Here is a 21,946-nt window from a genome sequence, read left to right as displayed (position 1 = left end):
TCCATTATGGACTCGCGGGAAACCCTTGCCTTGCCAGTGGTTTGAACCACTCAGTCGGGAAGCGGGGTCGTGCGCGCGCCGTTGAGGAGGGCGTCGATCGCCCACTGGGAACGGGCGTCTCCGTTGCCGGAGAACAGGTTTCCGCTCGCCGCGACGATGTTCGGATGGGTTTCCGGCGAGAGGCCGCGCACGGTTTCGGCGAGCGCGTCGTGCTGTTGTTCGGCACCCGGGCGGTCCTTGCGGGTGCTGTGCTCGACCGCGCTGGCGGTGGCGACGAGCAGCAGCAGGTCGACCGTCCACGCGGCGGGGCCGGAGGGCACCCCGGCTTCGGCGAGCAGACCGAGCACGGTGTCGACGACGGCGAGGTAGTTCGGCCCGTTCAACGGGGTCACGAGCGCGACGCGGGCGAGTCCGGGGTGGGCGTACAGGACGTCGCGGTAGGTGGACACGACTGTCCACAAGCGACTCCGCCAGTCTTGTTCGGCGGCGGTGGTCGTGGGAACCTCGCCGAGGAGTTCGTCGAGCACGGCGGCGTGGAGTTCGTCGGTGTCGCGGACGTAGACGTAGAGCGAGGCCGGGCCGGTGTCCAGTTCCTTCGCGAGCCGCCGCATGGTGACGCGCTCGGCCCCTTCGCGGCGCACGACGTCGAGAGCGGCCGCGACGATGCCTTCGCGGCTCAGCGCGGGCTTGGCGGGACGCTCCCGGCGGTTGTAGCCACTCGCGGTCATCCGCCCATGGTAGGCGCACGCCCCCGAACGGTCTGGACCTTGGCCGGACTACTCGGCGAGCACGCTGTCCAGGGCGGGCTGGACGTCGGTCTGCCGGACGGCGCCGAGATAGACCGCCGCGACCCGCTGCTGTTTGTCCACGATCAGGGAGATCGGCACCGCGGCCAGCGGGAGGCCGCGCAGCCGCAGGGCGACCCGGCCGGAGGGGTCGAAGATCGACTCGTAGCCGAGGCCGACGTCCTTGACGAAGTCGGCGGCGTACTTCTGGTTGTCGCGGACGTTGAGGCCGAGCACCCGGATCCCGCGGTCCCGGCCGTCGTCGGCGATGGCCTGAAGGGTGCGCGATTCGGCGCGGCACTGCCCGCACCAGGCGCCCCAGAGGTTGAGCAGGACGACTTTGCCGGAGTAATCGGCCAGCGAGAGGTCCTTGCCGGGCTCGCGCAGGCTCGGGCCCTTGAGGTCCGCTACCTTTTTGCGCTGCGGCACGGGATAGTGGATGGTCGTCTGCCCGCCCGGCGAGACGAATTCAAAAGTGTCCGACTGGCTGACCGCGTCCTTGCCGGTCGCGCACGCGGCGAGGGGAAGCAGTGCCAGTACGAGGAAGAGGCGAGCGAAGCGCACGCGGCATCGTATCGCCGATACACCCGGCGGCTTCCGATGCGGTTTTCTAGGCTGAACCCCGTGTGGGAAACAGCGAGGGACCGGCTGCGGGGCCGACTGGCGGACGGCTTGGCCCGGTCCGGGCTGACGCTGCCCTGGTGGGTGCCGATGGGCACGACCGCCTTCACGGTGATCGGGCTGATCGTCGCGGTGGGGCAGCGGGTCGGGCCCGCGCTGCCGGTGGCGATCGCCGGGTTCCTGCTGGCCACGTCGTCGACGCTGCTGTTCGCGTGCACCGGACGGCTCGCGCCGTCGTGGCTGAAGGCGCTCGGGATGCTCGCCGGGATCGGGCTGCTGCTGACGTATCCGGTGGTGCCGGACTTCGCGCCGATGCCGTTGGCCGTGCTCACCGGCGAGCTGGGGTCCATCGCGACGGCGCGGGTCGCGTTCGCGGCGACCGGCGGGGCGGTCGCGCTGCTCGGGGCTGCCGCGCTGACCGTCGGGCTGGTCGGGTTCCCGGTGTACACGCTCGCGGTGGTGGTCGGGATGGCCGCCGGGTTCATGCTGCGCTGGTACGTGCGCGCGCTGGACGCCGAGCGCGGCAAGCAGGAGGCCGTGAGCGAACAGGCGAGGCTCGGCGAGCGGCAGCGGATCGCGCGCGAGGTGCACGACGTCGTCGCGCATTCGCTGAGCATCACGTTGCTGCACGTCACGGGCGCGCGGCACGGGCTGCGCACGGATCGCGACATCGACGAGGCCGTCGCGGCGCTCACCGAGGCGGAGCGGATCGGACGGGCGGCGATGGCCGATATCCGCCGCACGGTTGGATTGCTCTCGCAGGAGTCGGCGGGGACGCGGCCGTTGCCCGGTGCGGGCGACATCGCGGAGCTGGTGGCCGAGACGTGCGCGGCCGGGCTGGTCGCGGAGTACGAACTGGAGGGCGACGTGACCGCGGTCGACAATACGGTGGGGCTGGGGCTCTACCGGATCGTCCAGGAGTCGCTGGCGAACGTGGTCAAACATGCGCCGTCGGAGAAGGCGTTGGTACGGCTGGAGATCGGTGCTTCGGACGCCCGGTTGACTGTCCGCAATGGACACACCGGCGCCGCGCGCAATTCGGGCGGTTCGGGGCTGGCGGGCATGACGGCGCGCGCGGACCAGCTCGGCGCGCGGCTGACCGCCGGACCCGAGCGCGGCGAGTGGGTAGTCGACGTGACGGTGCCGCTGGCGCGCGAGGCGGCGTCGTGACCGCTGCGCCGGAGGAAATGCGGGTCTTGCTCGTCGACGATCAGGAATTGGTGCGGTCCGGGCTGCGGTTGATCCTGCGCCGCCGCGACGGGTTCGCGGTGGTGGGGGAGTGCGCCGACGGGGACGAGGTCCCGGCCGCGCTCGAAGCGGCAGGCGGGGTCGATGTCGTGGTGATGGACCTGCGGATGAAGCGCGTCGACGGCATCGAGGCGACGCGACGGCTGCGCGCGTCCGGCCCGCGCCCGCCGGTGCTCGCGCTGACGACGTTCGACGACGACGAGCTGCTCGCCGGAGTGCTGCGCGCGGGCGCGGTCGGGTACGTCCTGAAGGATTCCTCGGCGGAGGACCTGATCCGCGCGGTGCGGGCGGTCGCGATGGGCGAGGCGTGGCTCGATCCGGCGGTCACCGGGCGCGTGCTCACGACCTATCGCCAGGCGGCTTCCGATCGCCCGGCGGTGCCGTCCGGGTTGCTGACGCCGCGTGAGCTGGACGTGCTGACGGCGGTGGCGCGAGGTCTGACGGACGCGGAAATCGCCGGAACGCTGGGGATTTCCGCGAGCACGGTCGAGGCGCATTTCGAGCGGCTGTGCGCGAAACTCCGCCTCCGCGACCGGGCGGCGGCCATCGTGTACGCCTTCGACCACGGCCTGGTCACGCCTGGCGCGGCCCCGGCTCCGGTTGGCCCGGACTCGCTGCGGTTCAGCGTCCTCGGCCCGTTGCAGGCGTGGCGGGGGCCGAACCTGCTGGACCTGGGCCCGGTGCGGCAGCAGGCGCTGCTGGCGGCGCTGGTCCTGCGCCCTGGCGAGACGGTCAGCCCGGGGGAGCTGCTCGACGGCGTGTGGGGGCTGGAACCGCCGGGCACTGGCGGCCGGGTAGTGCCGGTGTACGTGCATCGGCTGCGGAAATGCTTGCGTGCGGTGGGGGAGAGGACGGAAGACTCAGTCATCGGCAGCGATCGCGGCGGATACCGCTTCGCCCGGGAGCGAGTGCGGCTGGACGTCACCGAGCTGACCGACCGGATCTCGGAAGCCGCGACCGCTACCCACGGCGGCGATCCGGCGGCCGCGGTCGATGCCTACGCCGGCGCGCTGGCCCTGTTCCACGGCGAGCCGTTGGCCGGGTTGCCCGGTCCGTTCGTGGAGGGGGAGCGGCTGCGGCTGACCGAACGCCGGTTGACGCTGGTGCAGGAGAAAGCCTTGCTGCAGTTGAAGTTGGGGCGGACCGACGAGGTCGTGCACGAGCTGTCGGCGCTGCTGGCGGTGCATCCGCATCGGGAGCCGCTGGCGGTGCTGCTGATGCGGGCGCTCCACGGCGGCGGCCGCCGGGCGGACGCGCTGGCGGTCCATCGGCGAATGCGGGAACGGCTGCGGACGGATTTGGACGTCGAGCCGGGGGCGGAGCTGGACCGGGAGCTGCGGGTGGTGCTCAGCTCGGATCGGGGTCGCTCGTGAGTGAACACGGGACCCTGCACCATGTCGAGTTGTGGGTGCCGGACCTCGGCCGCGCGGTCGCGTCGCTGGGATGGCTGCTGGAAGAACTGGGATATCAGCAGTTCCAGGACTGGGCGGCCGGACGCAGTTGGCGGCTGGGTCCGACGTATCTCGTCGTCGAGCAATCCCCGGCGCTGACCGCGGACCGGCACGACCGGTGCCGGCCGGGGCTGAACCACCTCGCTTTTCACGTCAAGGACGCCGCGACGGTCGAGCGGCTGGCCGCCGACGCCGCCCGGCACGGGTGGCAGCTGATGTTTCCGGAGAAACATCCCCATGCGGGCGGCGCGGAGCACTATGCCGCGTACCTGCAGAACGACGACGGCTTCGAGGTCGAACTCGTCAGCTCTGCTGGACAGAGCTGACCGGAGTGCGCGGGCGCTGCTGCTTCGGGTATTGCGAGTCTGACGAGTACTGCGAATCCGCCGAGTCCGAAGAATCCGCGTACTGCGAAGAAGCTGGATAACGCGACGAAGTCTCCGAAGAGGTGGAATCCTCCCCAGAACCGCTCTTCGAAGCCTCACTCAGCTTCGTCATCAGCTGCGTAGCCGCCTCCAGCCCCTGAGTCACCGAAGTGATCAGCTGCAGCAAATTATCCGAATCCGACAGCAAAACCCCGAGCTTCTGCGCGATCTGCCCGCCGTACTGGGTAGCGATCGCCACCGCCTGCGGGATCGCCGCCGCGATGCTCGCGCCGAACGTCGCCTGCGCCGCGGCGAACGCCTGCGTCATCAGCTGGATGATCTGCCCGACAGCCTCCGAAATGAGCCCGCCGACCTCCTGCTGCGCCTTCGCGACGACCTTCCCCGCGCCGGTAGCCGCCTTGGCCATCGCGATGCCCGCCTGGCCGACCGCCTCGACGCAGTCCGCGTGCTGCGAGCTGTTGTCGCGGTAGCTGGAAGCCGAAGAACCGCTCCACCCCGACGTTTCCGGCCCCGCGGACTGGCGGTAATCGTCCGCGACGGACGACACCTGCTGGCCGCCGCCTTCCATGCCCTGCGAGTGCGACGACACCGAATCCGGGTTGCCCTGCAACTGTTTCAGCGGCTCCTCCAGGAACCGCACCAGTTCGGTGATCATGCCGAACCCGGCCGACGTCAGTGCGGCGAGCGGGTCCTGCGACGCGCCGAGCAGGTCGAGCGCGGTGGTGGCGCCGCCGAGTCCCGCGGACACCCAGTCGTGGTTTTCGACTGCCTGCGTGGTGGTTTTCAGGTCTGCCAGCAGCTGGCTGGAGTCGGTCACGGTAGCTCCTTCCCCGGCAGCGAGGCCGCGTTGCCCTGGTCGCGGCGCTCGTAGCTTTCCGCCGCCTGGGTAAGGTTTGCGCTCACCTTGTCCACAGTGGACGAAGCGTGCGAGACGGCGTCGTTGGTCTTGCCGACCGCCGACTGCAGGCCCGCGGTGAGGAACTGCACGAAGACGCCGAGTGCCTGGTCGCCGAGTCCGGACGGGGCGCTGCGGGCCACATTGCCGAGCCGGTCGGCCAGATCGCCGACGGTGGCCGCGTGCCGGCGCAACTGCGCGGGGTCGACCTCGAAGCCGGCGGTCACGAGATGATCCCCGGGTTCGCGAAGTAGTCGTCCTCCTGGCGCGGTGCGGCAGGGGCCGCTTCGACCGGCAGGTTGTCGCGGACGAGCTGGAGAGCGGGACCGTCGCCGACGTAATCGGTCATGATGTCCACGACCTGCGCGCCGGCCTGGCGGTGCGCGTCGTGCACGGTGGCGAGGATGAGCCGGGCGAGCGCGTCGGCTTCCAGCGCCCGGGCGGCGGGGCTCAGCCGCAGGTCGGTCAGCGCGCCGCTCGGGCCCACCTGCACCTCGACCTCGCCACGCGGGGAAGCGGCCCGGCCGCCGACGCGGCTGAGGCTCGCGCTCGCGCCCTCGGCGTTCGCCTGCATCCGGGACAGGTTTTTCTGGTAGTCGGCGAGCCAGGCCGCCGAGTCTTGGATCGGCACGGAAGGTCCTCCGGTCGTTTTCGGTGCGGTCATCGCGGCCGCCGCGCGGCGGTGGCCAGCTCGCCGAGGGCGAAGCGCAGGTCGGCCGGGCGCAGCGAGTTCACGCTGAGCCAGCCGTCGCGCGCGGGGTTGATCCGGACGCGGCCGCGCGGCCCGTCCGTCCAGGACAGCTCGCGGCCCTCCCGGGTGCGCCCGTCGCGGGTCGCGCCGAGCTGGCCGCGGCCGGTCAGCGGGACGACCAGGCCGACGAGGCTGTCCAGCGCCGCCGGGTCGCCGCCGCTGTCGCGGACGAGGTCGCGCAAGCGGTGGGCGCGGGAGGTGTCGTCCTCGTCGTCGGCGAGCGGCAGTGCCACTTCGACTGCCTCCTTGACCGCGTGCGCGGGCAGCGTGACCGGCATCGTGCGGGCCGCCTCCACCTGCGGGATTTCCGCGAGCACGGCGTCCACCAGCGCGGTTTCGTCGACCCGGCGCACCGACAGCGTGTCGGCCTCGAGCCGCTGACGGCAGATCAGCGCTGAGGACCGGTAGACGAGTGCGGTGACGGCGGTCGCCCCCTCGGCGTCCGCCACCACCAAATCAACGATGCCGCGACGTTCGCGCAGCGCGGTGACGGCTTCCGCGGCGAGGCCGTCCGGTCCGGAGTCGTCGGCGAGCCCGCGTGCCTTCAGCGCCTGCCCGGCGGTAGCGAACAGGATCTCGCGTTCGCCTTCGATCCGGCCGTAAGACGGCACCTGCAACGGAAACGGCCAGCTCGCCCCGGCGTGCACGGCCAGCAGGTCGGCTTCGACGAGTCCGATGTGGACGGTCTCGTCGCCGGCGCGGGGCAGCACGGCGGTCATTCGGCGTGCCGTTCGAGCCGCTGGAACGCTTCCCGCACCCCGGATTCGTGCTCCTGATAGCGCCGGATGCCTGCCTGCAGCGCCTCGTGGAACCCGGTCAGCTCGGTGTCCGCCGCGCCGAGTTCGCCGGTGAGCCCGGCGTGTCCGGCGGCCTCGCGCAGCCGCTGCGCCAGGTGCAGCGCGGGCGGCGCGGTGCCCAGCTGCGGCAGCCGGTCGGCGAGCCGTCCCGCCGAACCGACGAGTTCCCCGGTCTGCTCGCCGAGTCTGCCCAGCGCGGCGACCTGCCGGTCCAGCGCGTGCGGGGCGACCTCGTGGCCGGTCATCGGGAGCTCCTGTCTTTCACAGCCCGATCACCGGGCTGATGGTCTTGTCTTCGGGGTGCAGGAGCGGCTGGTCGAGGACCGGCATCTTGTTCTTGTGCTCCTCTTCCTCCTCCTGCGAGGCGTTCGCGCCGCGGCCGGGCATCATGCCGTTGCCGCCGGCCGCGCGAGCGGCGGCCATCTCCGCCATCGCGGCGTTGCGGGCGAGCATCGCGCCCTCCATGCCGAGCGCGGAGCGAAGCCCGGCGGCCACGCCCGATTCGACCGGGGCCGCGGTGGTCAGCGCGCCCCACGGCATTCCGCTGCCCGCGCCGGATCCGGCTCCGCCGAGCGGACCGACGTAGCTGGAAGCGCTGGTCGAATCGTCCGCGCCGTAGGAATCCGCGATCGTAGACCCGGCGGGCGGCGGATTGATGGCGTGCGAACTCTTGTGCAGGCTGGCTTCGTAGCGCTGCATCACGTGCACCGCTTCGGCTTTCTGTTCCGCCGCAGCGACATTCGAGGCGAACAAGCTCGCCCCGCCGCCCGCGACCGCGCCGATCGCCGCGCCCATCAACGCACCCGGACCGGCGCCGATACCGCCCGCTCCGGCCCCGAGTATCCCGCCGATGGCCGCGCCCGCACCCGCTCCGGCCGCCGCCGCGGCGACTGCGCCCCCGGTCGGGTCGCCTGGCGGCTTCGGCATGGTGTTGCGCGCGACGGCGAGCGAATCGCCCGCGTTCTGGGCGGCGCCGCCGACGGTTCCGGCGCGGTCGCCGATCCCGGACGCGCGGTCGCCGAGCGAACCCAGCCGTCCGGACGCGCGTTCGGCGGCCTGTCCGCTCCAGTTCTCGTGCAGCGTCCCCTGCTGCGATTTGAGCGAATCGGCGTGCGTGCGCATTTCCGAGCCGTGCCGCTGCCATTCCGCGGCGACCGTGCTGACGTCGCCGACGTCGGCCTTCTCCCACAGCATTTGGTACAGCTGCTGGTGCGTGTAAGCATTCCAGTTGGTGCTGCCCGGCGGGACCGGGGCTCCGAAGTAGCCCTCCCACACGTTGCGCAGCGCGGACACCACGGGCCGCGCCAGGTCGCCTACCGACCCTGCCTTGTCGAGTCCCGCGAGCGCCGAGTCCGCCAAGTTCTCCACCCCGGCCGACGCGGTGTCGACCACCGATCCGGATTCTCCGGTCATACCCCCGCCTTCGCCTCTGCCCGGCCGGCTTCCGCCGGGCACACGCGCACGGTAAGAGGCGGCGATGAAATCACGATGAAAGCTGTGATCACCGGGGCGGGAGGAGGTCTCCGCTCTCCATCCGGTCGGCGGTGCCGGCGAGCCACGCGGCGTCGTGGCGGAGCCGGGAAACGAGGAAATGCACCTCGATCATCTGCATTTCCGGCAAATCGGCGTTATCGAGCGTCGCGGACAGCTCGCGGTGCTGATTCCGGACTCGTTCTGCCCGGTCTCGCAGCAGGGCGACCGCGCGCGCCGGAGGAAGCGCGCCGAGGTAGGCCAGCGCGATCAGGAACCGGGAGTCGAGGTTCGGGTCGGCGTCGCGCAGTTGCCGTTCGATCCGTTCGCGGAAATCGGCGAGGCCCTCGTCGGTCAGGCGCACCGGTTGCGGGTCGCCGTCGCCGTCCGGTTCGACGAGCCCGTGCCGCGTCAGCGTGCCGACCAGCGTGTACACGGTCGACGTCTTCGGGTTCAGGAACGGATAGCGCGTGCGGAGTTCGCGCAGGAGCGCGTACTGGTGGCGCGGGGTTTCCACGAGCAGGCCGAGCATCGGCAGCACTAGCGGGTTGTCGAGAGCGTTCGTCGGCACCGGACCAGGGTAGCGCACGCTAGTCGTATACGAGTACATTGCTCGTATACGACTACTGGAGAGGGATGGTCATGATCACCTTTGGCGTGTGGCCCGGCGTCGTCAGCACGGATCTGGTGCGGCTGGAAACCTTCATCGACGCGCCGCCGGAGGACGTCGAACGGACCGCGGAAGCGTTGCGGGACTTGGCGAAAGGCACGGAACGGTTCTATGTGCGGTGCTATCGCAACTACCGGGGCCCGCACGAGCCGACGCCGCCTGACGCGGTGCCGTACCTCGGCGACGGGCGAGTGGTGGACTACGTGCTCGGCTACGGCAGTCCGGACGTCGACCCGGACGGGTTCGCCGACGCGGTGCGCGCCGCGGTTCGCGAAGTTGCTGAGTTGGGTGGCGGAAAACTGCAGGTCTGCGAAGAGGTGAACGTGGCCGCGCCGCTGGACGGCGGCAGTCCTGGCTGTTACGAGGCGCTCGGAGCCGGCCTCGCGGCTGCGCTGGACGAGCGGGCGCGGCTGGGAGTCGACGTGGCGATCGGGTTCAACGCCGCGGTCGCGCTGCCCGGCGATCCGTTCTGGGCGGCGGTGCGCTCAGCGGTGGACCCGGAAGTGCTGGCTCGGGTGGACTTCCTCGGTCTTGACTTCTTCCCGGACGTTTTCCGCCCCGTGGCTGCCGACGCGTTGGTCGGTGCGGTGACATACGTCGTGCGGTCGTTTCGCGAGTCCGCGTCGGCGATTGGCCTCCCGGCGGGGGTGCCGATTCACATCACCGAGACCGGATGGCCGACTGGACCGGAGAATTCGGAGGAGCAACAGGTGCGCGTGATGGAATCCGTTGCGCGCACGGTGTTCGGGCTGGCCGACGAGATTGGTCTGGACACCTATGAGATTTTCGGGCTGCGGGACGGGTTGTCGAGCGGTCCTCGAGAGAATCGGTTCGGCTTGCTGCGGGACGATTATTCCGCGAAACCGGGGTACGAGACGGTGAAACGGCTGATTGCCGAGTATTCGTCCTGACCTGAGAGGTCGCGAAAGATGGACGTTCCGCCGCGTGCCGGACCCGTTTAGTTCCATCTGGCCCCTGGCCACGGGGAAGGCGAGGCCCGATTCTGGAGCGGTCATAGATCACCAGTGCCCTCAGGGAGATACCGTGCGCAGAAATAAGTGGGTGGCAGGCGCGTTGGGTGCCTGCGCACTGGTCATTGGCGTAGCGCCAGCGGCCAGCGGCTACGTCGGCGAGCAGTTGCCCGACACTGCCCGGCAACCAGCCGGGGCGGCTTACCGCGACGGCGACTCCGCCTCAGCCACGCTGAAGGACGCCAAGGGCAACGAGGTCGGCTCCGCGTGGTTCACCGCCGACAGCCGTTCGAACAACGTCTGGGTCGAGGTGTACCTCACCGGTCATTTCGCACCCGGTTTCCATGGCATGCACGTCCACGAAAAGGGAAACTGCACCGTCGGCGACCCGAAAAACCCGTTCACCGCGGCGGGCGGCCACCTGATGCCGATGGACCACCACACCGGATTGCCCATCGGACAGCTTCCTTCGGTGCTCGTGCAGTCCAACGGCCGCGGGTACACGAAGTTCGTGCTGGACACCTTTACTTTGGACCAGCTGTTCGGTCCTAACGGGACTTCGATCATCGTGCACTCGAAGGCCGATAATTTCGCGAACATTCCCGCGGACCGCTACGCCGTCCGCAACGACCCCAGCGCACCTGTCCCGGACGAAAAAACCAAGGCGACCGGCGACGCCGGCTCCCGGTACGCCTGCGGCGTGATCACCCGAGACCAAAACTGACCCAGTCCTTTGTGGACGCAAACCCAGGATGGTCCGTGAAGGGCTCCTTGCGGGAATCAGATTCCCGCAAGGAGCCCTTCACGGACCGGTGGCCGTAGGTCGAGCGGAGGCGGCGGCTACTACGATCGCCGCATGTCGTGCGCAGGTCTTCGATGAGTAGTCAGCCGGTCACGCTCTCGCGGCCCGTGCGGTTCTTCAGTTTCGCGTCCGCGGCAAGCCTGCGCTGGACCGGCTTCGGCGGCGTGCTGCTGCTGGCGGTCGCTGTGTACGCCGGGGCCGCCGGGATGTCCGGGGTGCTGCCGTTCGCGGGCGGGATCGCCGGGGTCGGGCTGGTCGTGCTCGCGTGGGCACTGCTCGGCGGGCGGATTCTCGCCTCGGACACCCCCGGCGCGGGCTGGCTGAAGCGGACGCTCGCGTTGTGGTGCGGGCCGTTGCTCGTCGTGCCGCCGCTGTTCAGCGGCGACGTCTTCAGTTATCTCGCGCAGGGCGCGGTTGCCGCGCACGGGTTCGACCTCAACGTCGTCGGCCCGCAGCAGGCGCTGGGATCGGCGTCGGACATCGTCGGCCGGGTCAGCGTTTACTGGCGCGAGACGCCGTCGCCGTACGGGCCGTTGTTCGGTGCGGTCGAGCGGGTCATCGCGCAGGTGTCCGGCGGGAATCCGATCGTCGGCGTCGCGCTGCACCGGCTCGTCGAGGTGGCCGGGCTCGTGCTGATCGCGTGGGCGGTGCCGCGGCTGGCCGCCGCGGCGGGAGCGTCGCCGCGGGTCGCGTTGTGGCTGGGCGTGCTGAACCCGCTGGTTCTGTGGCACGTGGTCGCCGGGATGCACAACGATGCCCTCATGGTCGGCCTGATGGTCGCGGGCGTGGCGGTCGCGCTGGAAGCGGTGGGCGACCGGATCCGCTGGTGGCCGCTCGCCGGCGGGGTGCTGCTCATCGCGCTCGGGGCCGAGGTGAAGGTGCCCGCGCTGGTCGCGTTGGCCGCGGTCGGGACGGCGATCGCCCGTCGTCGCGGGCGGATCGGCGAATTCCTGCTCGCCGGCGCGGCGATGGTCGTCGTCTTCGCGGCCGTTTCCGCGGCGGTGTCGCTGGCGACCGGGATCGGCTTCAGCTGGGTGTCGGCGCTGACGACCTCGGGGGCGGTCAACAGCTGGATGGCGCCCACGAACTGGTTCGGCTTCCTTGTCGGCGGCGTCGGTTCGCTGTTCGGCGCGCACATCACGCAGACGATGATCGGCGTCGGCAAGATCATCGGGTACGTGCTTACCGCGGCCGGGATCGTCGTGGTGCTGCAGCGTCAGTGGACCGGCCGGATCGACGCGGTCCGCTCGCTCGGGCTGATGCTGAGCGTGGTCGTGGTTTTCGGGCCCGTCGTGCAGCCGTGGTACCTGCTGTGGGCGGCGATTCCGCTTGCCGCGTCGTTGCCTGCCGGACGCCTGCGGTCCGTCGTGATCACGCTCGTCGCGGTGTTTTCTCTCGTGCTTCCGCCGGTGGGCGGCAATTTCAGCGGGCGGGTCGGGTTGCTGGTGCTCGCGTACGTGATCGGGCTCGCGGTGGTGGTCGCGGCGTTCTTCGGGCTGCGCAAAGCCTCCACAGTGGACTAACGCTTGGCTAGCCAGACCTGTTCGGCGGCTCGGGCGGACGCGATCGCGTCGTCGATCACCAGCGGGGTCGCCGGGTCGAGCGCGGTGTGGGATTCGGTGGTGTAGAAGCGGACCTCGTGGCCGTCCGGGTCGTGCAGGCCGGGCAGGATCCAGCCGAGGGTCGCGAAATGGACGCCCGCGTGCTGTTCGCCGCGGCGGGTGAGTTCGTCGGCGAGTTCGGTGATGCCGGCGCGGTCCGGGACGGCGATGGAGAAGTAGTCGAATCCGGCGGCGGCGCGGGCGAGGTCTGGGTTGAGCACGAGGCCGAGGTCCGGCCCGCCGCGCGGATGCGTCATGGTGACGCCGGTCCGGCGGCCGTGCTGGCGGAATTCGAGGGCGACCGCGTAGCCGAGCCGGTCGGCGTACCAGGCTGACGACCGGTCCAGGTCGGATACCGGCAGCTTCAGGTGATGCACTCCGTCGAGGGTGGGAATCATCGGTGACCTCCACTGATGCAGTAAGACTGCAATGCAGTTATGATGCATCTTGTGAAAGAGCAGGTCAAGGCCGATGCTCGGGCCGAGTTCGGGGCCGCTCGGATCGCGCGGACCGAGACGCTCGTCGTCGCGGCGGCACGGGAGCTGTTTCTGGAACACGGCTACGCGGCTACCGCGCTGACGCAGGTCGCGCGCCGGGCCGGGGTCGCGCCGAGGACCGTGTACGTCCGCTTCGGCACCAAGGCGGCGTTGTTCCGGCGGGTTGTCGACGAAGCGCTCGTGGGCGACGCGGAGCCGATCGACGTCGCGCACCGGCCTCGGGCGCAGGACGCGATGACCGCTGGAACCCTGACCGAACGGCTGGACGCGCTCGCTGACGTCACGGTCGGAATCGCGGATCGTGCCGGAGCTTTGCTCGAGGTGGCGGCGCAAGCCGAGGGTGCGGAGCCGGAGATCGCCGAGGCAGCGCAGTCCGGGCGGCGGGAGACGGCGAGGCTGTGCAAGGAATTCTGCTCCCGTGCGGCAGCGGACGGATTACTGGAGTCCACTGTGGACGAAGCGCGGCTCGCTGTCACGACGGACGCTTTGCTCTGCGCGGACACCATGGTGCATCTGCGCCGGGTCCACGGCTGGTCCGCGGCGGAATACGGACGCTGGCTGCGAGAGGCGCTGGTTGCCCTGTACGAGGTGTCCGGATAGGTTGCGATCATGGACATCGAGGTGCTCGTCTTCGACGTGCTCGGCACGCTTGTCGACGAACCGGCCGGAATCCGGGCAGGGATCCGGAAATTCGCGCCGTCGCTTGCCGAGCCGGAGGTCGAGCAGCTGCTTTCGGTGTGGCAGAAGCATGTCGAGCAGGAGCAAGGCCGCATTGTCGCCGGGGAACGGCCGTACGCGGCGAGCGACGTCATCGACCGGGAAGCAGCGCAAGCCGTCGCCGACGCGGTCGGGACTGGCGACGCGGCCGAACTGGCGCTCGCGGCTCGTCAGCTCCCGCCGTGGCCGGACACGGTCGCCGGGCTTGCCCGCCTTGCCGAACGATTCCCGCTGGTCGGGCTCTCCAACGCCAGTCGCACCGTGCTGCTCGACCTGTGCGCGAACGCCGGATTGCGCTGGCACACAGTGCTGTCCGCTGAAGACGCTCGCACCTACAAGCCAGCGCCGGACGTCTACCGGCTCGCCATCGATGTCGCCGGGCGCGCGCCGGAGCGGCTGCTGATGGTCGCCGCGCACGCTTGGGACCTGCGCGGGGCGCAAGCGGCGGGGTTCCGGACCGCGTACGTCGGCCGTCCAGTCGGCGACCCGCCCGCGCCCGCGGACCGTTTCGACCTGCAGGCCGACGGCCTCGCGGACCTTGCCGACCAGCTGGAGCGCGTGGCTCGTCGCAGCTGAGCTCCGGACCAGGCATGATCTCGGGCGTGACTGCGCCCCGGGTGACTGATCTCAGCGATTTCGAACGCCGTCTGGTCGAGTCGGCCCGAGAAGGCGAACTGCTCGGTGCCGCCCAGATCGACGTCGCCGACCTGGCCGAAACCGAAAGCCCGGACCACGTCGTGCGCGCGGAGGTGCTGCGGGATGTGCTGCTCGGCAGGCACGGCGACCTCGATCCGCGCGGGATCATGCTGGCGCGGGCCCGCATCACCGGCGAACTGAACCTCGACGGCGCCACCGCGACCGCCGGCCTGATGCTGCTCGGCTGCGTCTTCGACGAGCCGGTGCTCGCGCGTCAGGCGACGCTGCCGCACCTGTACCTGATCGGCGGGCGCATGCCGGGACTGCACGGCTCCCGGGTGCGGATCGCGGGCGACCTGCACCTGTCCGACGGCGTGCGGGTTACCGGGAACAACTCGGACGGGGCGATCCGGCTGATCGGCGCGCGCATCGGCGGGAGTCTGCTGTGCCGGGATGCGGAGATCTCCAACCCGGGCGGACTCGCGCTGGAGGCGAGTTCGGCGGAGCTGGGCAGCGGCCTGTACTTGCATCAGGGGACGCGGATCACCGGCTCGTCGGCCGACGGCGCGATCCACCTCAACGGAGCGTGCGTCGGCGGTCCGCTGGAGTGTCAAAGCATCAAGGTCTCCAATGACCTCGGACCGGCCATCGAGGCGGACACCCTGACCGTCGGCCGCAGCATGCTGATCCGGGATTCGGAACTGCACGGAAACGGCGAAATCGGCGCAGTGCGGTTGCAGGGCACGCAGATCGGCGGACAGCTCGAGTTCTCCGCGACCACGCGCGTCACGTCGCCGGAGGGCCGCCTGCTCGGGCTCTCCGACGCGAAGGCCACGACCGTGTTCATGCCTGGCGACCTCGTATGTCCGGATGGCAGCACTGGTGCCGATTGCGAGCATTCCGAACTGGCCTGGCTGGACGGATTCACTTACGCGGCAATCGATCCGTCGTTCGGCTGGCGGCGGTGGCTGCATTTGCTTCGCTGCCACACCGAGTATTACGACGCCACCGGGTACCAAAAGCTGGCGGCGGTCGAACGAACCGCGGGCCACGACGGCAACGCGCGCACGATCCTGATCGCCCAGCAGGACGACCTGCGCCGCCGTTCGCCGGACGCCCTCGGCGGGCGGATGTCGCGGCTGTTCCACTGGATCTGGGGCGCGCTGGCCGGATACGGCTACCGCGCGCGGCGCACCGCGGCCGCTTTGCTGCTCGCGCTGGTGGCCGCGGGAGCGCTCGGGTTATGGGCTGGGGCAACGGAAACCCGGCCCGGACACCATGCCGCGGAACGGGTCGCGACCGGTGCCGCGTGTTCGCCGGTCGAGCTGATCGGGCTGGGACTCGACCGGGGCCTGCCGATCGCGCCGACCGGGCTGCGGAGCCGATGCGACCTCGACACGGCGAGTGTGTCCGGCCAGGTCTTCACGGCGGGGATCTGGGGCGTGCAGGTCGCGGTGTGGGGTCTGGCGACGCTGGCGCTGGCCGGGTACACGAACCTCGTCCGCAAAACCGGCTGAATTCTCGCGCTGCTCACAGCAGATCTGCCGTCGGCAGAGAAAGCGGCCGCGGCCGGGTCCGCGACGGCACAGTCGAGGCATGACCAACGAATCGACTCCGCCGATGTTCGACCAGCGGCTCCGGGAACGGTTCCTGAGCCAGCGGGTCCTCGTACTGGACGGCGTGCTCGACGACGACAACGGGACGGTCCTCGCGACCCAGATGCTCTCCCTCGCCGGCGAAGACCCGGTCAAGGACATCGCCTTGTGGATCCACTCGCCCGGCGGTTCGGTCCCGTCGATGCTCGCGATCCGCGACGTGATGCGACTGGTGCCGTGCGACGTTTCGACGCTCGCGCTCGGGCTGGCGTGCAGCGCCGGGCAGTTCCTGCTGTCCGCGGGCACTCCCGGGAAGCGATTCGCCCTGCCGCACGCGCGAATCCTGATGCACCAGGGTTCCTCGGGGATCGGCGGCTCGGCCGTGGAGGTCGAGGTACAGGCCGACGACCTGCGCTACACCCGCGACACCGTGCTGGGCCTCACCGCGCAGGACACCGGACAGCCGTTCGACCGCATTTTCGCCGATTCCCTGCACGACCGGTGGTACACCGCCGGACAGGCGCAGGAGTACGGCTTCATCGACCAGATCGTCGACCGCCTGGAGCAGGTCGTGCCGGTGCGCACGCACGCGATGGGCCTGGGGGTACGCGCATGAGCACCTACACCATCCCGAACGTCGTGACCCGCAGCGCGGGCACCGAGCGGATCATGGACGTCTACTCGCATCTGCTGTCCGAACGGATCGTGTACCTGGGCACGGCGATCGACTCGGGCGTCGCGAACGCGTTGATCGCACAGCTGCTGTTCCTGGAGTCGGACAACCCGGAACAGGAAATCAACCTGTACATCAACTCCGAGGGCGGCGACCCGGCCGCGATGCTCGCGCTGTACGACACGATGCGCTTCATCAAGGCCCCGGTGGCGACGACCTGCGTCGGACAGGCTGTCGCGACTGGCGCGGTGCTGCTGGCGGCCGGCGCGGAGGGCAGGCGATCGGTGCTGCCGCACGCGCGGGTGGTGCTGCATCAGCCCGCCGCGCAGGGGCGAGGGACGATCCCGGACCTGATCCTGCAGGCGGACGAGGTGATCCGGGTCCGGACGCAGCTGGAGGAGATCACGTCGCGGCACACCGGGCACGACGTGGCGGAACTGCGGCACGACACCGACCGGGACCGGGTGTTCGACGCGGCCGGCGCGGTGGAGTACGGGCTGGCGGACCAGGTGATCGCGGCTCGTCCGTGAGACGGGGTTCGCGGGCTGGTTTGGCGGGCGTGGCTCGTCCGTGAGGCGGGGTTCGCGGGCGGGTGTGGCTCGCCCGTGAGGCGGGGATCGCGGGCGGGCAAGGCGGGCGTGGCTCGCCCGTGACGCGGGGATCGCAGGCCGGCCTGGGGTTCCGGCCTGCGGTTCCGTCGTTCAGGCAGCCATCAGCACGGGTCCGGCCGGACGGCGCGCCGGTCGCGGTCCCACCACGCTGATCCGCCGGATGTCCCCGGCGATCCCGCTCAGCAGACCGGCCAGATTCACGCCGAGCGCCCCGGTCACCGCGGCGATCATCTCGCTCGACGGTTCCTTCCGGCCGCGCTCGATCTCGGACAGGTACTGCGGCGAGATCCCGGCCCGCTCGGCGACGTCGACGAGACGCTCGCCCTGGTTCTCCCGTTCGGTGCGAAGGCTGCGGCCGAGCACCTCGCGCCACAGCGGTTCGGCCTCGTCGTCCCGGACGGGGGCGCGGCGCTGGTGGAAAGGAAGGATGTCCGCCATAGGCCCAGCCTGGCATCCGCCGGGGCCGGATGGACAGCCGTTCCGCTCAGGGCAGAACGGCGGTCATCCGACGAGCTGGTTGCTGAGCATGATCATGCCGAGGATCAGTGCGATCGTCGATATCGCGATGCCCACCGCGGACACCGGTTTTCCAGTGCGCCGCCCGATGACGCCGACGAGTCCGCAGGCCAGTCCGGCCAAGCCGAAGGGGAGCGCGAGGTACGCCCGGATGCCGGTCAGGTCGATCGGCAGCAGGGGGAGTACACAGCCGAGGATGCCGAGTACCAGCGACGCGACGCCTAGCCCGACGCCGTTCGCCGGAGCGGGCGCGGCCCACGGCTGGGCTGGCGGGTAGGGGCCGGGGTATTGCTGGGCGTTCGGCTGAACGGGCCACGGCTGCTGGGCGGGGTCCGGCATCGGCGCGGGTCCGGCTGGCGGCATTTCCTGCGGACGGGGTTCGTCGGTCATCAGGAAGCTCCTCACCGCGCGAAAGAAACGTCGGCACACCTTAGACCGCGAGAAGCCCGATCTGTTGCCCGTGGGTCGATAGGGTGCCCAAGAGGCAGCCACAAGCGACCGACGAGGTGACGCATGGACCGGCGCGAACTGATCGACCAGGCTCTCCGCGGCGTCGAGGCCTGGGAACGCAAATGGGGTGCCTACACCCCGTCCCCGGCAAGCCAGCCGGACGTCGATCTCCCCGCGCTGCTGGATGCCTACGCCACCCGGATGGACGCGTCCTTCCCCTTCTTCCATCCCCGCTACGCAGGCCAGATGCTGAAGCCGCCGCATCCGGTCGCGGTCGCCGCCTACCTCGCCGCGATGGTGGTCAACCCGAACAACCACGCGCTCGACGCGTCGCAGGCCACCTCGCCGATGGAGGTCGAGGTCATCGCGGACCTGGCGCGGATGTTCGGCTTCGCGCAGCCGTCGCTCGGCCACCTCACCTCCAGCGGGACGATCGCGAACCTCGAAGCCCTGTGGGTCGCCCGCGAACTGGCCCCGGGCAAGGCGGTCGTCCATTCGCAGGACGCGCACTACACGCACGGCCGCATGTGCCAGGTGCTCGGCGTGGAATCCCGTGCGGTGCGGGCACTTCCAGACGGTCGCGTTGATATGTCAGCGGTCGAAACTGAAGTCCGCGGCGGCGGGGTGGGCACGGTGGTGCTGACTCCAGGAACGACCGGGCTCGGGGCGGTCGACGACATCCAGCAGGCCCTTGCGCTGAAGGAACGCTACGGCGTCCGCCTGCACGTCGACGGGGCGTACGGCGGGTTCTATGCCTTGCTGGACGAATACGAGGCCTACCGTGCGATCGGCTCGTGCGATTCCGTCGTCGTCGACCCGCACAAACACGGACTTCAGCCGTACGGCTGTGGGGCGGTGTTGTTCGCCGACCCGGCTGTCGGCCGGTTCTACAAACACGATTCTCCGTATACCTACTTCACTTCCGACGAGTTGCACCTCGGCGAGATCTCGCTGGAATGCTCTCGCGCTGGTGCCGCCGCTGGCGCGCTTTGGCTTACCTTGCAAGCCTTTCCGCTGGAACGCGACCGCGGTCTCGGCCGGTTGCTGGCCGCGTGCCGTCGGGCAGCGGGAGATTTTGCTTCCCTGCTCAAGGAATCCGACCGTTACGCGCTCCACCTTGAGCCCACTTTGGACATCGTCACCTACTGGCCCCGGCGAGCCCGGATGAGCGAGATCACCGAAGCCGCCAACGCTATCCTCCAGAACGGCATGGCCGACAAGGAAAACCCGCTGTATCTGTCCACTTTGCGCGTGGACGCGGACGCTTTCGCCGCGTTGCACCCGGACGTCGAACGTGACGCCGAGACCGTCACGATCCTCCGCTCGGTGTTGATGAAACCGGAGCACGAGGCCTGGATCCCGCAGCTCAAGCAAGCGCTGGACCGGTTGGCGGAGTAGCGGGACTGACCCGCTCGATCCGGACGGGCCGCCGGTTACCTCGGCCCGCTTGTCGCGTACGTCGCCGGTTATAGCCTCATTCGCGACCTGTTCCCGCCGCGATTGGCGCTGCTCGGGGTTGGCGCGCTCGGCGTCGGTACCGGAGTTGCCGCGTTCGGCGGTCCGCTGCTTGGCGGGTATGTGGTCGATGCCGGATGTCAGGCGGCCTACTGCTCGGCGTCAGCATGCTTGCGCTTCAGCCGACTCTCCTAATGCGACGCGTCCGAACTCCGGCCACCGGAGGGGACCGGCCTTGACATCAACACGAGTGTCGATAATATGACGCAATCGTAAACATGGGTTGATGCCGTCCGGCCCCATGGAAGGAGACCACCGTGCGCAGCGTCAAACGACTTGGTTCCCGGATAGTGGCGGTGATGTCGGCGGGGCTGCTCGCGCTGACCGGCGTCCCGGCGCACGCGACCGGCTCCTGGCCGCTCGCCCAAGCGGTGGCCGGACTGCCTGGCGCCCCGGTGCCCGCCGACGTGCCGGATGCCGCTTCAGCCAGCGGTGCACAGTGCCGCGACTACTTCTTCCCGGTCACCGAATCGCCGGGAAGTTCGGTTGTCCTCAAGGAATTCGGCCAACTGTGCACTTCGGACCCGGCTCTGCTCGGCAAGCAACCGGTGCAGATCCTCATCCACGGCGGCACCTACGACCACACCTACTACGACTGGCCGTACCAGCCGGACCGCTACAACTACGTCCGGTACATGACCCAGCGCGGGTTCACGACGCTGAACCTCGACCGGATCGGCTACGGCCACAGCGACCACCCGCTGGGTGCGAGCATGAACTTCGACGTCGCGGCCAATACGACCCACCAAATCGTGCAATATCTGCGACAGGGCGCGCTGGGCAAGCGGTTCGGCACCGTGACGGTCAACGGATACTCGATGGGCGGCCTCACCGCACAGGTCGAGGCGGGCGAATTCCACGATGTCGACGCGTTGATGGTGCACGCCGTCGGGCACGGGCTGCTCACGCCGCGTTCGACGCTGCGGCTGGGGACGTTCGCCTATCCCGCAGCCCTGGACCCGAAGTTCGCCGGCAAGCCGTGGGCGCTCGATCCGGCCTACCTCACCAGCATCCCGGGCAAGCGAGACCTGTTCCACGGTCCACAAGGGACATACGATCCGGAACAGCTGAACGTCGAAGAGACCACAAAGGACACCATGTCGGCGACCGAACTCGCGGACATCACCTTGCGCACCTACACCGACCAGACGAAGAACATCGACGCGCCGATCCTGTGGTCGCCGGGACAGTACGACAAAATCTGGTGCGGCACGACCGACGACTGCGACACCGATCCCATGCCCGCCGGCGAAGCGAACTACTACCGGCCGGGCGTGTTCACGAAATACCTGGTGCAGAACACCGGGCACGCCACCCTGCTCGGCTACGGCGGCGTCGATTACCTGCGGGAAATCGTGAGCTGGCTCGGCGAGCGAGGGATCCGCGGGGTCCAGTGACCCGGGGTGCGCCGCAGTTCGCCGGGGCGGCGGACCGGTAAACTGCGGCGCATGTCCACGGCAGAGCGAGGCAAGGGCGCGCGCAGCGGGTTGCGCGCAGCGCTGATGACGTCCGAACTTCTGGACACCGCGACCAAGCTGTTCGCGGAAAAAGGCTACGAGGCCACCAGTCTGCTGGACATCGCGAACGCGCTGAACATTTCCCGGCCCGCGTTGTACCACTACGTCAGCAAGAAGGAAGACCTGCTGGCCATGCTCGTCGAGCAGGTCACCAACGGGTTCGCCGAGGTGCTGGCCCAGTTGAAGGCGCGGGACGACCTGACGCCGTCGGAGAAGATCGCCGACGTGGTCTCGCTGATCGTGCGGCAGCGGGCCGAGCATTCCGATCAATTCCGGATTCTCGACCGGTCCGAGCCGATTCTGCCGGAGCCGCTGGCGGGGGAGCATCTGGCGGCCAAGCGGAAGATCCTGCGGGAGTTCACGGCGCTGGTCGAGGCGGGGATCGAGAGCGGGGAGTTTCGGCGGGTTGATGCGCGGACCGCGGCGTTGTCGTTGCTGGGGATGTGCAACTGGGTTGCTTGGTGGTTCCGGCCTGGGGCGGATGTCGAGGCGTTGGTGGCGACGGTGAGCGGGTTGGCTACGGCGATGTTGGCTGCGGGGGAGAATGCCGGGCGGGGGCGGCAGGATGCTCGGACTATTGCGGAGATTCGGGTGTTGTTGGATCGGTTGGAGGGGTGAGCCTGGGGCGGCTCGTCGCCTAGGGGCGACATTGCGCCCGGGTGGGTTGGGTGGGCACCCCGAAGCTGATTGTGACGACGGCGCGGGGGGGGGTTTTTAAAAAGGGAAAAGGGCTTTAACAAAACCCCCCCCCCTCCGCTTTTTTTTTTTTCT

At 69.7% G+C, this 21,946-nt stretch carries 26 protein-coding genes; 14 read left to right on the top strand and 12 right to left on the bottom strand.

Annotated elements, in window-relative coordinates; all coding sequences use genetic code 11:
* Positions 1–50: 50 nt before the first annotated feature.
* Both ACZ7OI_RS44005 and ACZ7OI_RS44000 read right to left on the bottom strand, forming a co-directional pair.
* Positions 51–728, bottom strand: a complete 678-nt coding sequence (locus ACZ7OI_RS44005) for a TetR/AcrR family transcriptional regulator (protein WP_470270039.1) — start codon at positions 726–728, stop codon at positions 51–53.
* Between the two features lie 48 nt (positions 729–776).
* Positions 777–1,349 (bottom strand): TlpA family protein disulfide reductase, encoded by a 573-nt coding sequence (locus ACZ7OI_RS44000; protein ID WP_470270038.1) that lies wholly within the window; start codon positions 1,347–1,349, stop codon positions 777–779.
* Positions 1,350–1,409: 60 nt separating this feature from the next.
* On the opposite strand from ACZ7OI_RS44000, the gene ACZ7OI_RS43995 reads away from it, so the two are divergent.
* The 3 genes from ACZ7OI_RS43995 to ACZ7OI_RS43985 are packed head-to-tail and all read left to right on the top strand — an operon-like array spanning position 1,410 to position 4,431.
* The gene (locus ACZ7OI_RS43995) at positions 1,410–2,576 is read left to right on the top strand and encodes a sensor histidine kinase (protein ID WP_470270037.1); all 1,167 of its coding nucleotides are present in this window, start codon (positions 1,410–1,412) and stop codon (positions 2,574–2,576) included.
* On the top strand, positions 2,573–4,027 hold the full coding sequence (locus ACZ7OI_RS43990; protein WP_470270036.1) for a BTAD domain-containing putative transcriptional regulator: 1,455 nt from the start codon (positions 2,573–2,575) through the stop codon (positions 4,025–4,027). Before ACZ7OI_RS43995 ends, ACZ7OI_RS43990 begins: the two co-directional genes overlap by 4 nt.
* Positions 4,024–4,431, top strand: a complete 408-nt coding sequence (locus ACZ7OI_RS43985; RefSeq protein WP_470270035.1) for a VOC family protein — start codon at positions 4,024–4,026, stop codon at positions 4,429–4,431. Before ACZ7OI_RS43990 ends, ACZ7OI_RS43985 begins: the two co-directional genes overlap by 4 nt.
* Here the strand turns inward: ACZ7OI_RS43985 and ACZ7OI_RS43980 are convergent.
* The 7 genes from ACZ7OI_RS43980 to ACZ7OI_RS43950 all read right to left on the bottom strand — a co-directional run bounded on the left by ACZ7OI_RS43980 (position 4,409) and on the right by ACZ7OI_RS43950 (position 8,975).
* Positions 4,409–5,308, bottom strand: coding sequence for a hypothetical protein (locus ACZ7OI_RS43980; protein WP_470270034.1), 900 nt, complete (start codon positions 5,306–5,308; stop codon positions 4,409–4,411). The two genes, ACZ7OI_RS43985 and ACZ7OI_RS43980, sit on opposite strands and share 23 nt — an antisense overlap.
* The gene (locus ACZ7OI_RS43975) at positions 5,305–5,613 is read right to left on the bottom strand and encodes a type VII secretion target (RefSeq protein WP_344266811.1); all 309 of its coding nucleotides are present in this window, start codon (positions 5,611–5,613) and stop codon (positions 5,305–5,307) included. The genes ACZ7OI_RS43980 and ACZ7OI_RS43975 overlap by 4 nt, the downstream gene beginning before the upstream one ends.
* Positions 5,610–6,017, bottom strand: a complete 408-nt coding sequence (locus ACZ7OI_RS43970; RefSeq protein WP_470270033.1) for a YbaB/EbfC family nucleoid-associated protein — start codon at positions 6,015–6,017, stop codon at positions 5,610–5,612. Before ACZ7OI_RS43970 ends, ACZ7OI_RS43975 begins: the two co-directional genes overlap by 4 nt.
* A 29-nt stretch (positions 6,018–6,046) precedes the next feature.
* The gene (locus ACZ7OI_RS43965) at positions 6,047–6,856 is read right to left on the bottom strand and encodes an ESX secretion-associated protein EspG (protein WP_470270032.1); all 810 of its coding nucleotides are present in this window, start codon (positions 6,854–6,856) and stop codon (positions 6,047–6,049) included.
* On the bottom strand, positions 6,853–7,179 hold the full coding sequence (locus ACZ7OI_RS43960; RefSeq protein WP_470270031.1) for a hypothetical protein: 327 nt from the start codon (positions 7,177–7,179) through the stop codon (positions 6,853–6,855). Before ACZ7OI_RS43960 ends, ACZ7OI_RS43965 begins: the two co-directional genes overlap by 4 nt.
* A 16-nt stretch (positions 7,180–7,195) precedes the next feature.
* Complete coding sequence (locus tag ACZ7OI_RS43955) at positions 7,196–8,347, bottom strand: WXG100 family type VII secretion target (protein ID WP_470270030.1); 1,152 nt, start codon at positions 8,345–8,347, stop codon at positions 7,196–7,198.
* An 88-nt stretch (positions 8,348–8,435) separates the two neighbouring features.
* Entirely contained in the window at positions 8,436–8,975 is a 540-nt protein-coding gene (locus ACZ7OI_RS43950) for a PadR family transcriptional regulator (RefSeq protein WP_470270029.1), read from the bottom strand.
* Between the two features lie 71 nt (positions 8,976–9,046).
* Here ACZ7OI_RS43950 and ACZ7OI_RS43945 point away from each other — a divergent pair, with 71 nt between their 5' ends.
* From ACZ7OI_RS43945 to mptB, 3 genes are all read left to right on the top strand, one after another.
* Entirely contained in the window at positions 9,047–9,985 is a 939-nt protein-coding gene (locus tag ACZ7OI_RS43945) for a hypothetical protein (RefSeq protein WP_470270028.1), read from the top strand.
* A gap of 133 nt (positions 9,986–10,118) precedes the next feature.
* Positions 10,119–10,769, top strand: coding sequence for a superoxide dismutase family protein (locus ACZ7OI_RS43940; RefSeq protein ID WP_470270027.1), 651 nt, complete (start codon positions 10,119–10,121; stop codon positions 10,767–10,769).
* Positions 10,770–10,921: 152 nt separating this feature from the next.
* Positions 10,922–12,370 carry a polyprenol phosphomannose-dependent alpha 1,6 mannosyltransferase MptB gene (gene mptB, locus ACZ7OI_RS43935; RefSeq protein ID WP_470270026.1) on the top strand — a complete coding sequence of 483 codons (1,449 nt, stop codon included), beginning with the start codon at positions 10,922–10,924 and terminating at the stop codon, positions 12,368–12,370.
* Here mptB and ACZ7OI_RS43930 read toward each other — a convergent pair.
* Complete coding sequence (locus ACZ7OI_RS43930) at positions 12,367–12,846, bottom strand: VOC family protein (protein WP_470270025.1); 480 nt, start codon at positions 12,844–12,846, stop codon at positions 12,367–12,369. The two genes, mptB and ACZ7OI_RS43930, sit on opposite strands and share 4 nt — an antisense overlap.
* 51 nt (positions 12,847–12,897) lie before the next feature.
* Between ACZ7OI_RS43930 and ACZ7OI_RS43925 the strand changes: the two genes are divergently transcribed.
* The 5 genes from ACZ7OI_RS43925 to ACZ7OI_RS43905 all read left to right on the top strand — a co-directional run bounded on the left by ACZ7OI_RS43925 (position 12,898) and on the right by ACZ7OI_RS43905 (position 17,096).
* Positions 12,898–13,545, top strand: coding sequence for a TetR/AcrR family transcriptional regulator (locus ACZ7OI_RS43925; protein WP_470270024.1), 648 nt, complete (start codon positions 12,898–12,900; stop codon positions 13,543–13,545).
* A gap of 9 nt (positions 13,546–13,554) precedes the next feature.
* A complete protein-coding gene (locus ACZ7OI_RS43920; protein ID WP_470270023.1) occupies positions 13,555–14,238 on the top strand; it encodes a haloacid dehalogenase type II in 684 nt (227 codons plus the stop codon).
* A 26-nt stretch (positions 14,239–14,264) separates the two neighbouring features.
* Positions 14,265–15,815: a hypothetical protein gene (locus ACZ7OI_RS43915; protein WP_470270022.1), complete on the top strand. Its 1,551-nt coding sequence runs from the start codon at positions 14,265–14,267 to the stop codon at positions 15,813–15,815.
* A 79-nt stretch (positions 15,816–15,894) separates the two neighbouring features.
* Entirely contained in the window at positions 15,895–16,509 is a 615-nt protein-coding gene (locus ACZ7OI_RS43910) for a ClpP family protease (protein ID WP_470270021.1), read from the top strand.
* On the top strand, positions 16,506–17,096 hold the full coding sequence (locus ACZ7OI_RS43905) for a ClpP family protease (protein ID WP_470270020.1): 591 nt from the start codon (positions 16,506–16,508) through the stop codon (positions 17,094–17,096). The genes ACZ7OI_RS43910 and ACZ7OI_RS43905 overlap by 4 nt, the downstream gene beginning before the upstream one ends.
* A gap of 171 nt (positions 17,097–17,267) precedes the next feature.
* Here ACZ7OI_RS43905 and ACZ7OI_RS43900 read toward each other — a convergent pair whose 3' ends face one another.
* Positions 17,268–17,615, bottom strand: coding sequence for a helix-turn-helix domain-containing protein (locus ACZ7OI_RS43900; RefSeq protein ID WP_470231431.1), 348 nt, complete (start codon positions 17,613–17,615; stop codon positions 17,268–17,270).
* A gap of 63 nt (positions 17,616–17,678) precedes the next feature.
* A complete protein-coding gene (locus tag ACZ7OI_RS43895; RefSeq protein WP_470270019.1) occupies positions 17,679–18,083 on the bottom strand; it encodes a hypothetical protein in 405 nt (134 codons plus the stop codon).
* A gap of 123 nt (positions 18,084–18,206) precedes the next feature.
* Between ACZ7OI_RS43895 and ACZ7OI_RS43890 the strand changes: the two genes are divergently transcribed.
* The 3 genes from ACZ7OI_RS43890 (at position 18,207) to ACZ7OI_RS43880 (ending at position 21,793) form a co-directional block, all read left to right on the top strand.
* Entirely contained in the window at positions 18,207–19,541 is a 1,335-nt protein-coding gene (locus ACZ7OI_RS43890) for a pyridoxal phosphate-dependent decarboxylase family protein (protein WP_470270018.1), read from the top strand.
* A 374-nt stretch (positions 19,542–19,915) separates the two neighbouring features.
* A complete protein-coding gene (locus ACZ7OI_RS43885; RefSeq protein WP_470270017.1) occupies positions 19,916–21,055 on the top strand; it encodes an alpha/beta hydrolase in 1,140 nt (379 codons plus the stop codon).
* Between the two features lie 51 nt (positions 21,056–21,106).
* Positions 21,107–21,793 (top strand): TetR/AcrR family transcriptional regulator, encoded by a 687-nt coding sequence (locus tag ACZ7OI_RS43880; protein WP_470270016.1) that lies wholly within the window; start codon positions 21,107–21,109, stop codon positions 21,791–21,793.
* Positions 21,794–21,946 lie beyond the last annotated feature (153 nt).

The sequence above is a fragment of the Amycolatopsis sp. NPDC114503 genome (genome assembly GCF_055633655.1).
The sequence above is the reverse complement of the archived record's forward strand: the minus strand, read 5'-3'. Positions and strand labels throughout refer to the sequence as shown.

Coding starts and splice junctions, on each gene's coding strand:
- ACZ7OI_RS44005 (WP_470270039.1), bottom strand. CDS start 728: ATGACCGCGAGTGGCTACAACCGCCGGGAGCGTCCCGCCAAGCCCGCG.
- ACZ7OI_RS43965 (WP_470270032.1), bottom strand. CDS start 6,856: ATGACCGCCGTGCTGCCCCGCGCCGGCGACGAGACCGTCCACATCGGA.
- ACZ7OI_RS43960 (WP_470270031.1), bottom strand. CDS start 7,179: ATGACCGGCCACGAGGTCGCCCCGCACGCGCTGGACCGGCAGGTCGCC.
- ACZ7OI_RS43955 (WP_470270030.1), bottom strand. CDS start 8,347: ATGACCGGAGAATCCGGATCGGTGGTCGACACCGCGTCGGCCGGGGTG.
- ACZ7OI_RS43945 (WP_470270028.1), top strand. CDS start 9,047: ATGATCACCTTTGGCGTGTGGCCCGGCGTCGTCAGCACGGATCTGGTG.
- mptB (WP_470270026.1), top strand. CDS start 10,922: ATGAGTAGTCAGCCGGTCACGCTCTCGCGGCCCGTGCGGTTCTTCAGT.
- ACZ7OI_RS43930 (WP_470270025.1), bottom strand. CDS start 12,846: ATGATTCCCACCCTCGACGGAGTGCATCACCTGAAGCTGCCGGTATCC.
- ACZ7OI_RS43920 (WP_470270023.1), top strand. CDS start 13,555: ATGGACATCGAGGTGCTCGTCTTCGACGTGCTCGGCACGCTTGTCGAC.
- ACZ7OI_RS43910 (WP_470270021.1), top strand. CDS start 15,895: ATGACCAACGAATCGACTCCGCCGATGTTCGACCAGCGGCTCCGGGAA.
- ACZ7OI_RS43905 (WP_470270020.1), top strand. CDS start 16,506: ATGAGCACCTACACCATCCCGAACGTCGTGACCCGCAGCGCGGGCACC.
- ACZ7OI_RS43900 (WP_470231431.1), bottom strand. CDS start 17,615: ATGGCGGACATCCTTCCTTTCCACCAGCGCCGCGCCCCCGTCCGGGAC.
- ACZ7OI_RS43895 (WP_470270019.1), bottom strand. CDS start 18,083: ATGACCGACGAACCCCGTCCGCAGGAAATGCCGCCAGCCGGACCCGCG.
- ACZ7OI_RS43890 (WP_470270018.1), top strand. CDS start 18,207: ATGGACCGGCGCGAACTGATCGACCAGGCTCTCCGCGGCGTCGAGGCC.
- ACZ7OI_RS43880 (WP_470270016.1), top strand. CDS start 21,107: ATGTCCACGGCAGAGCGAGGCAAGGGCGCGCGCAGCGGGTTGCGCGCA.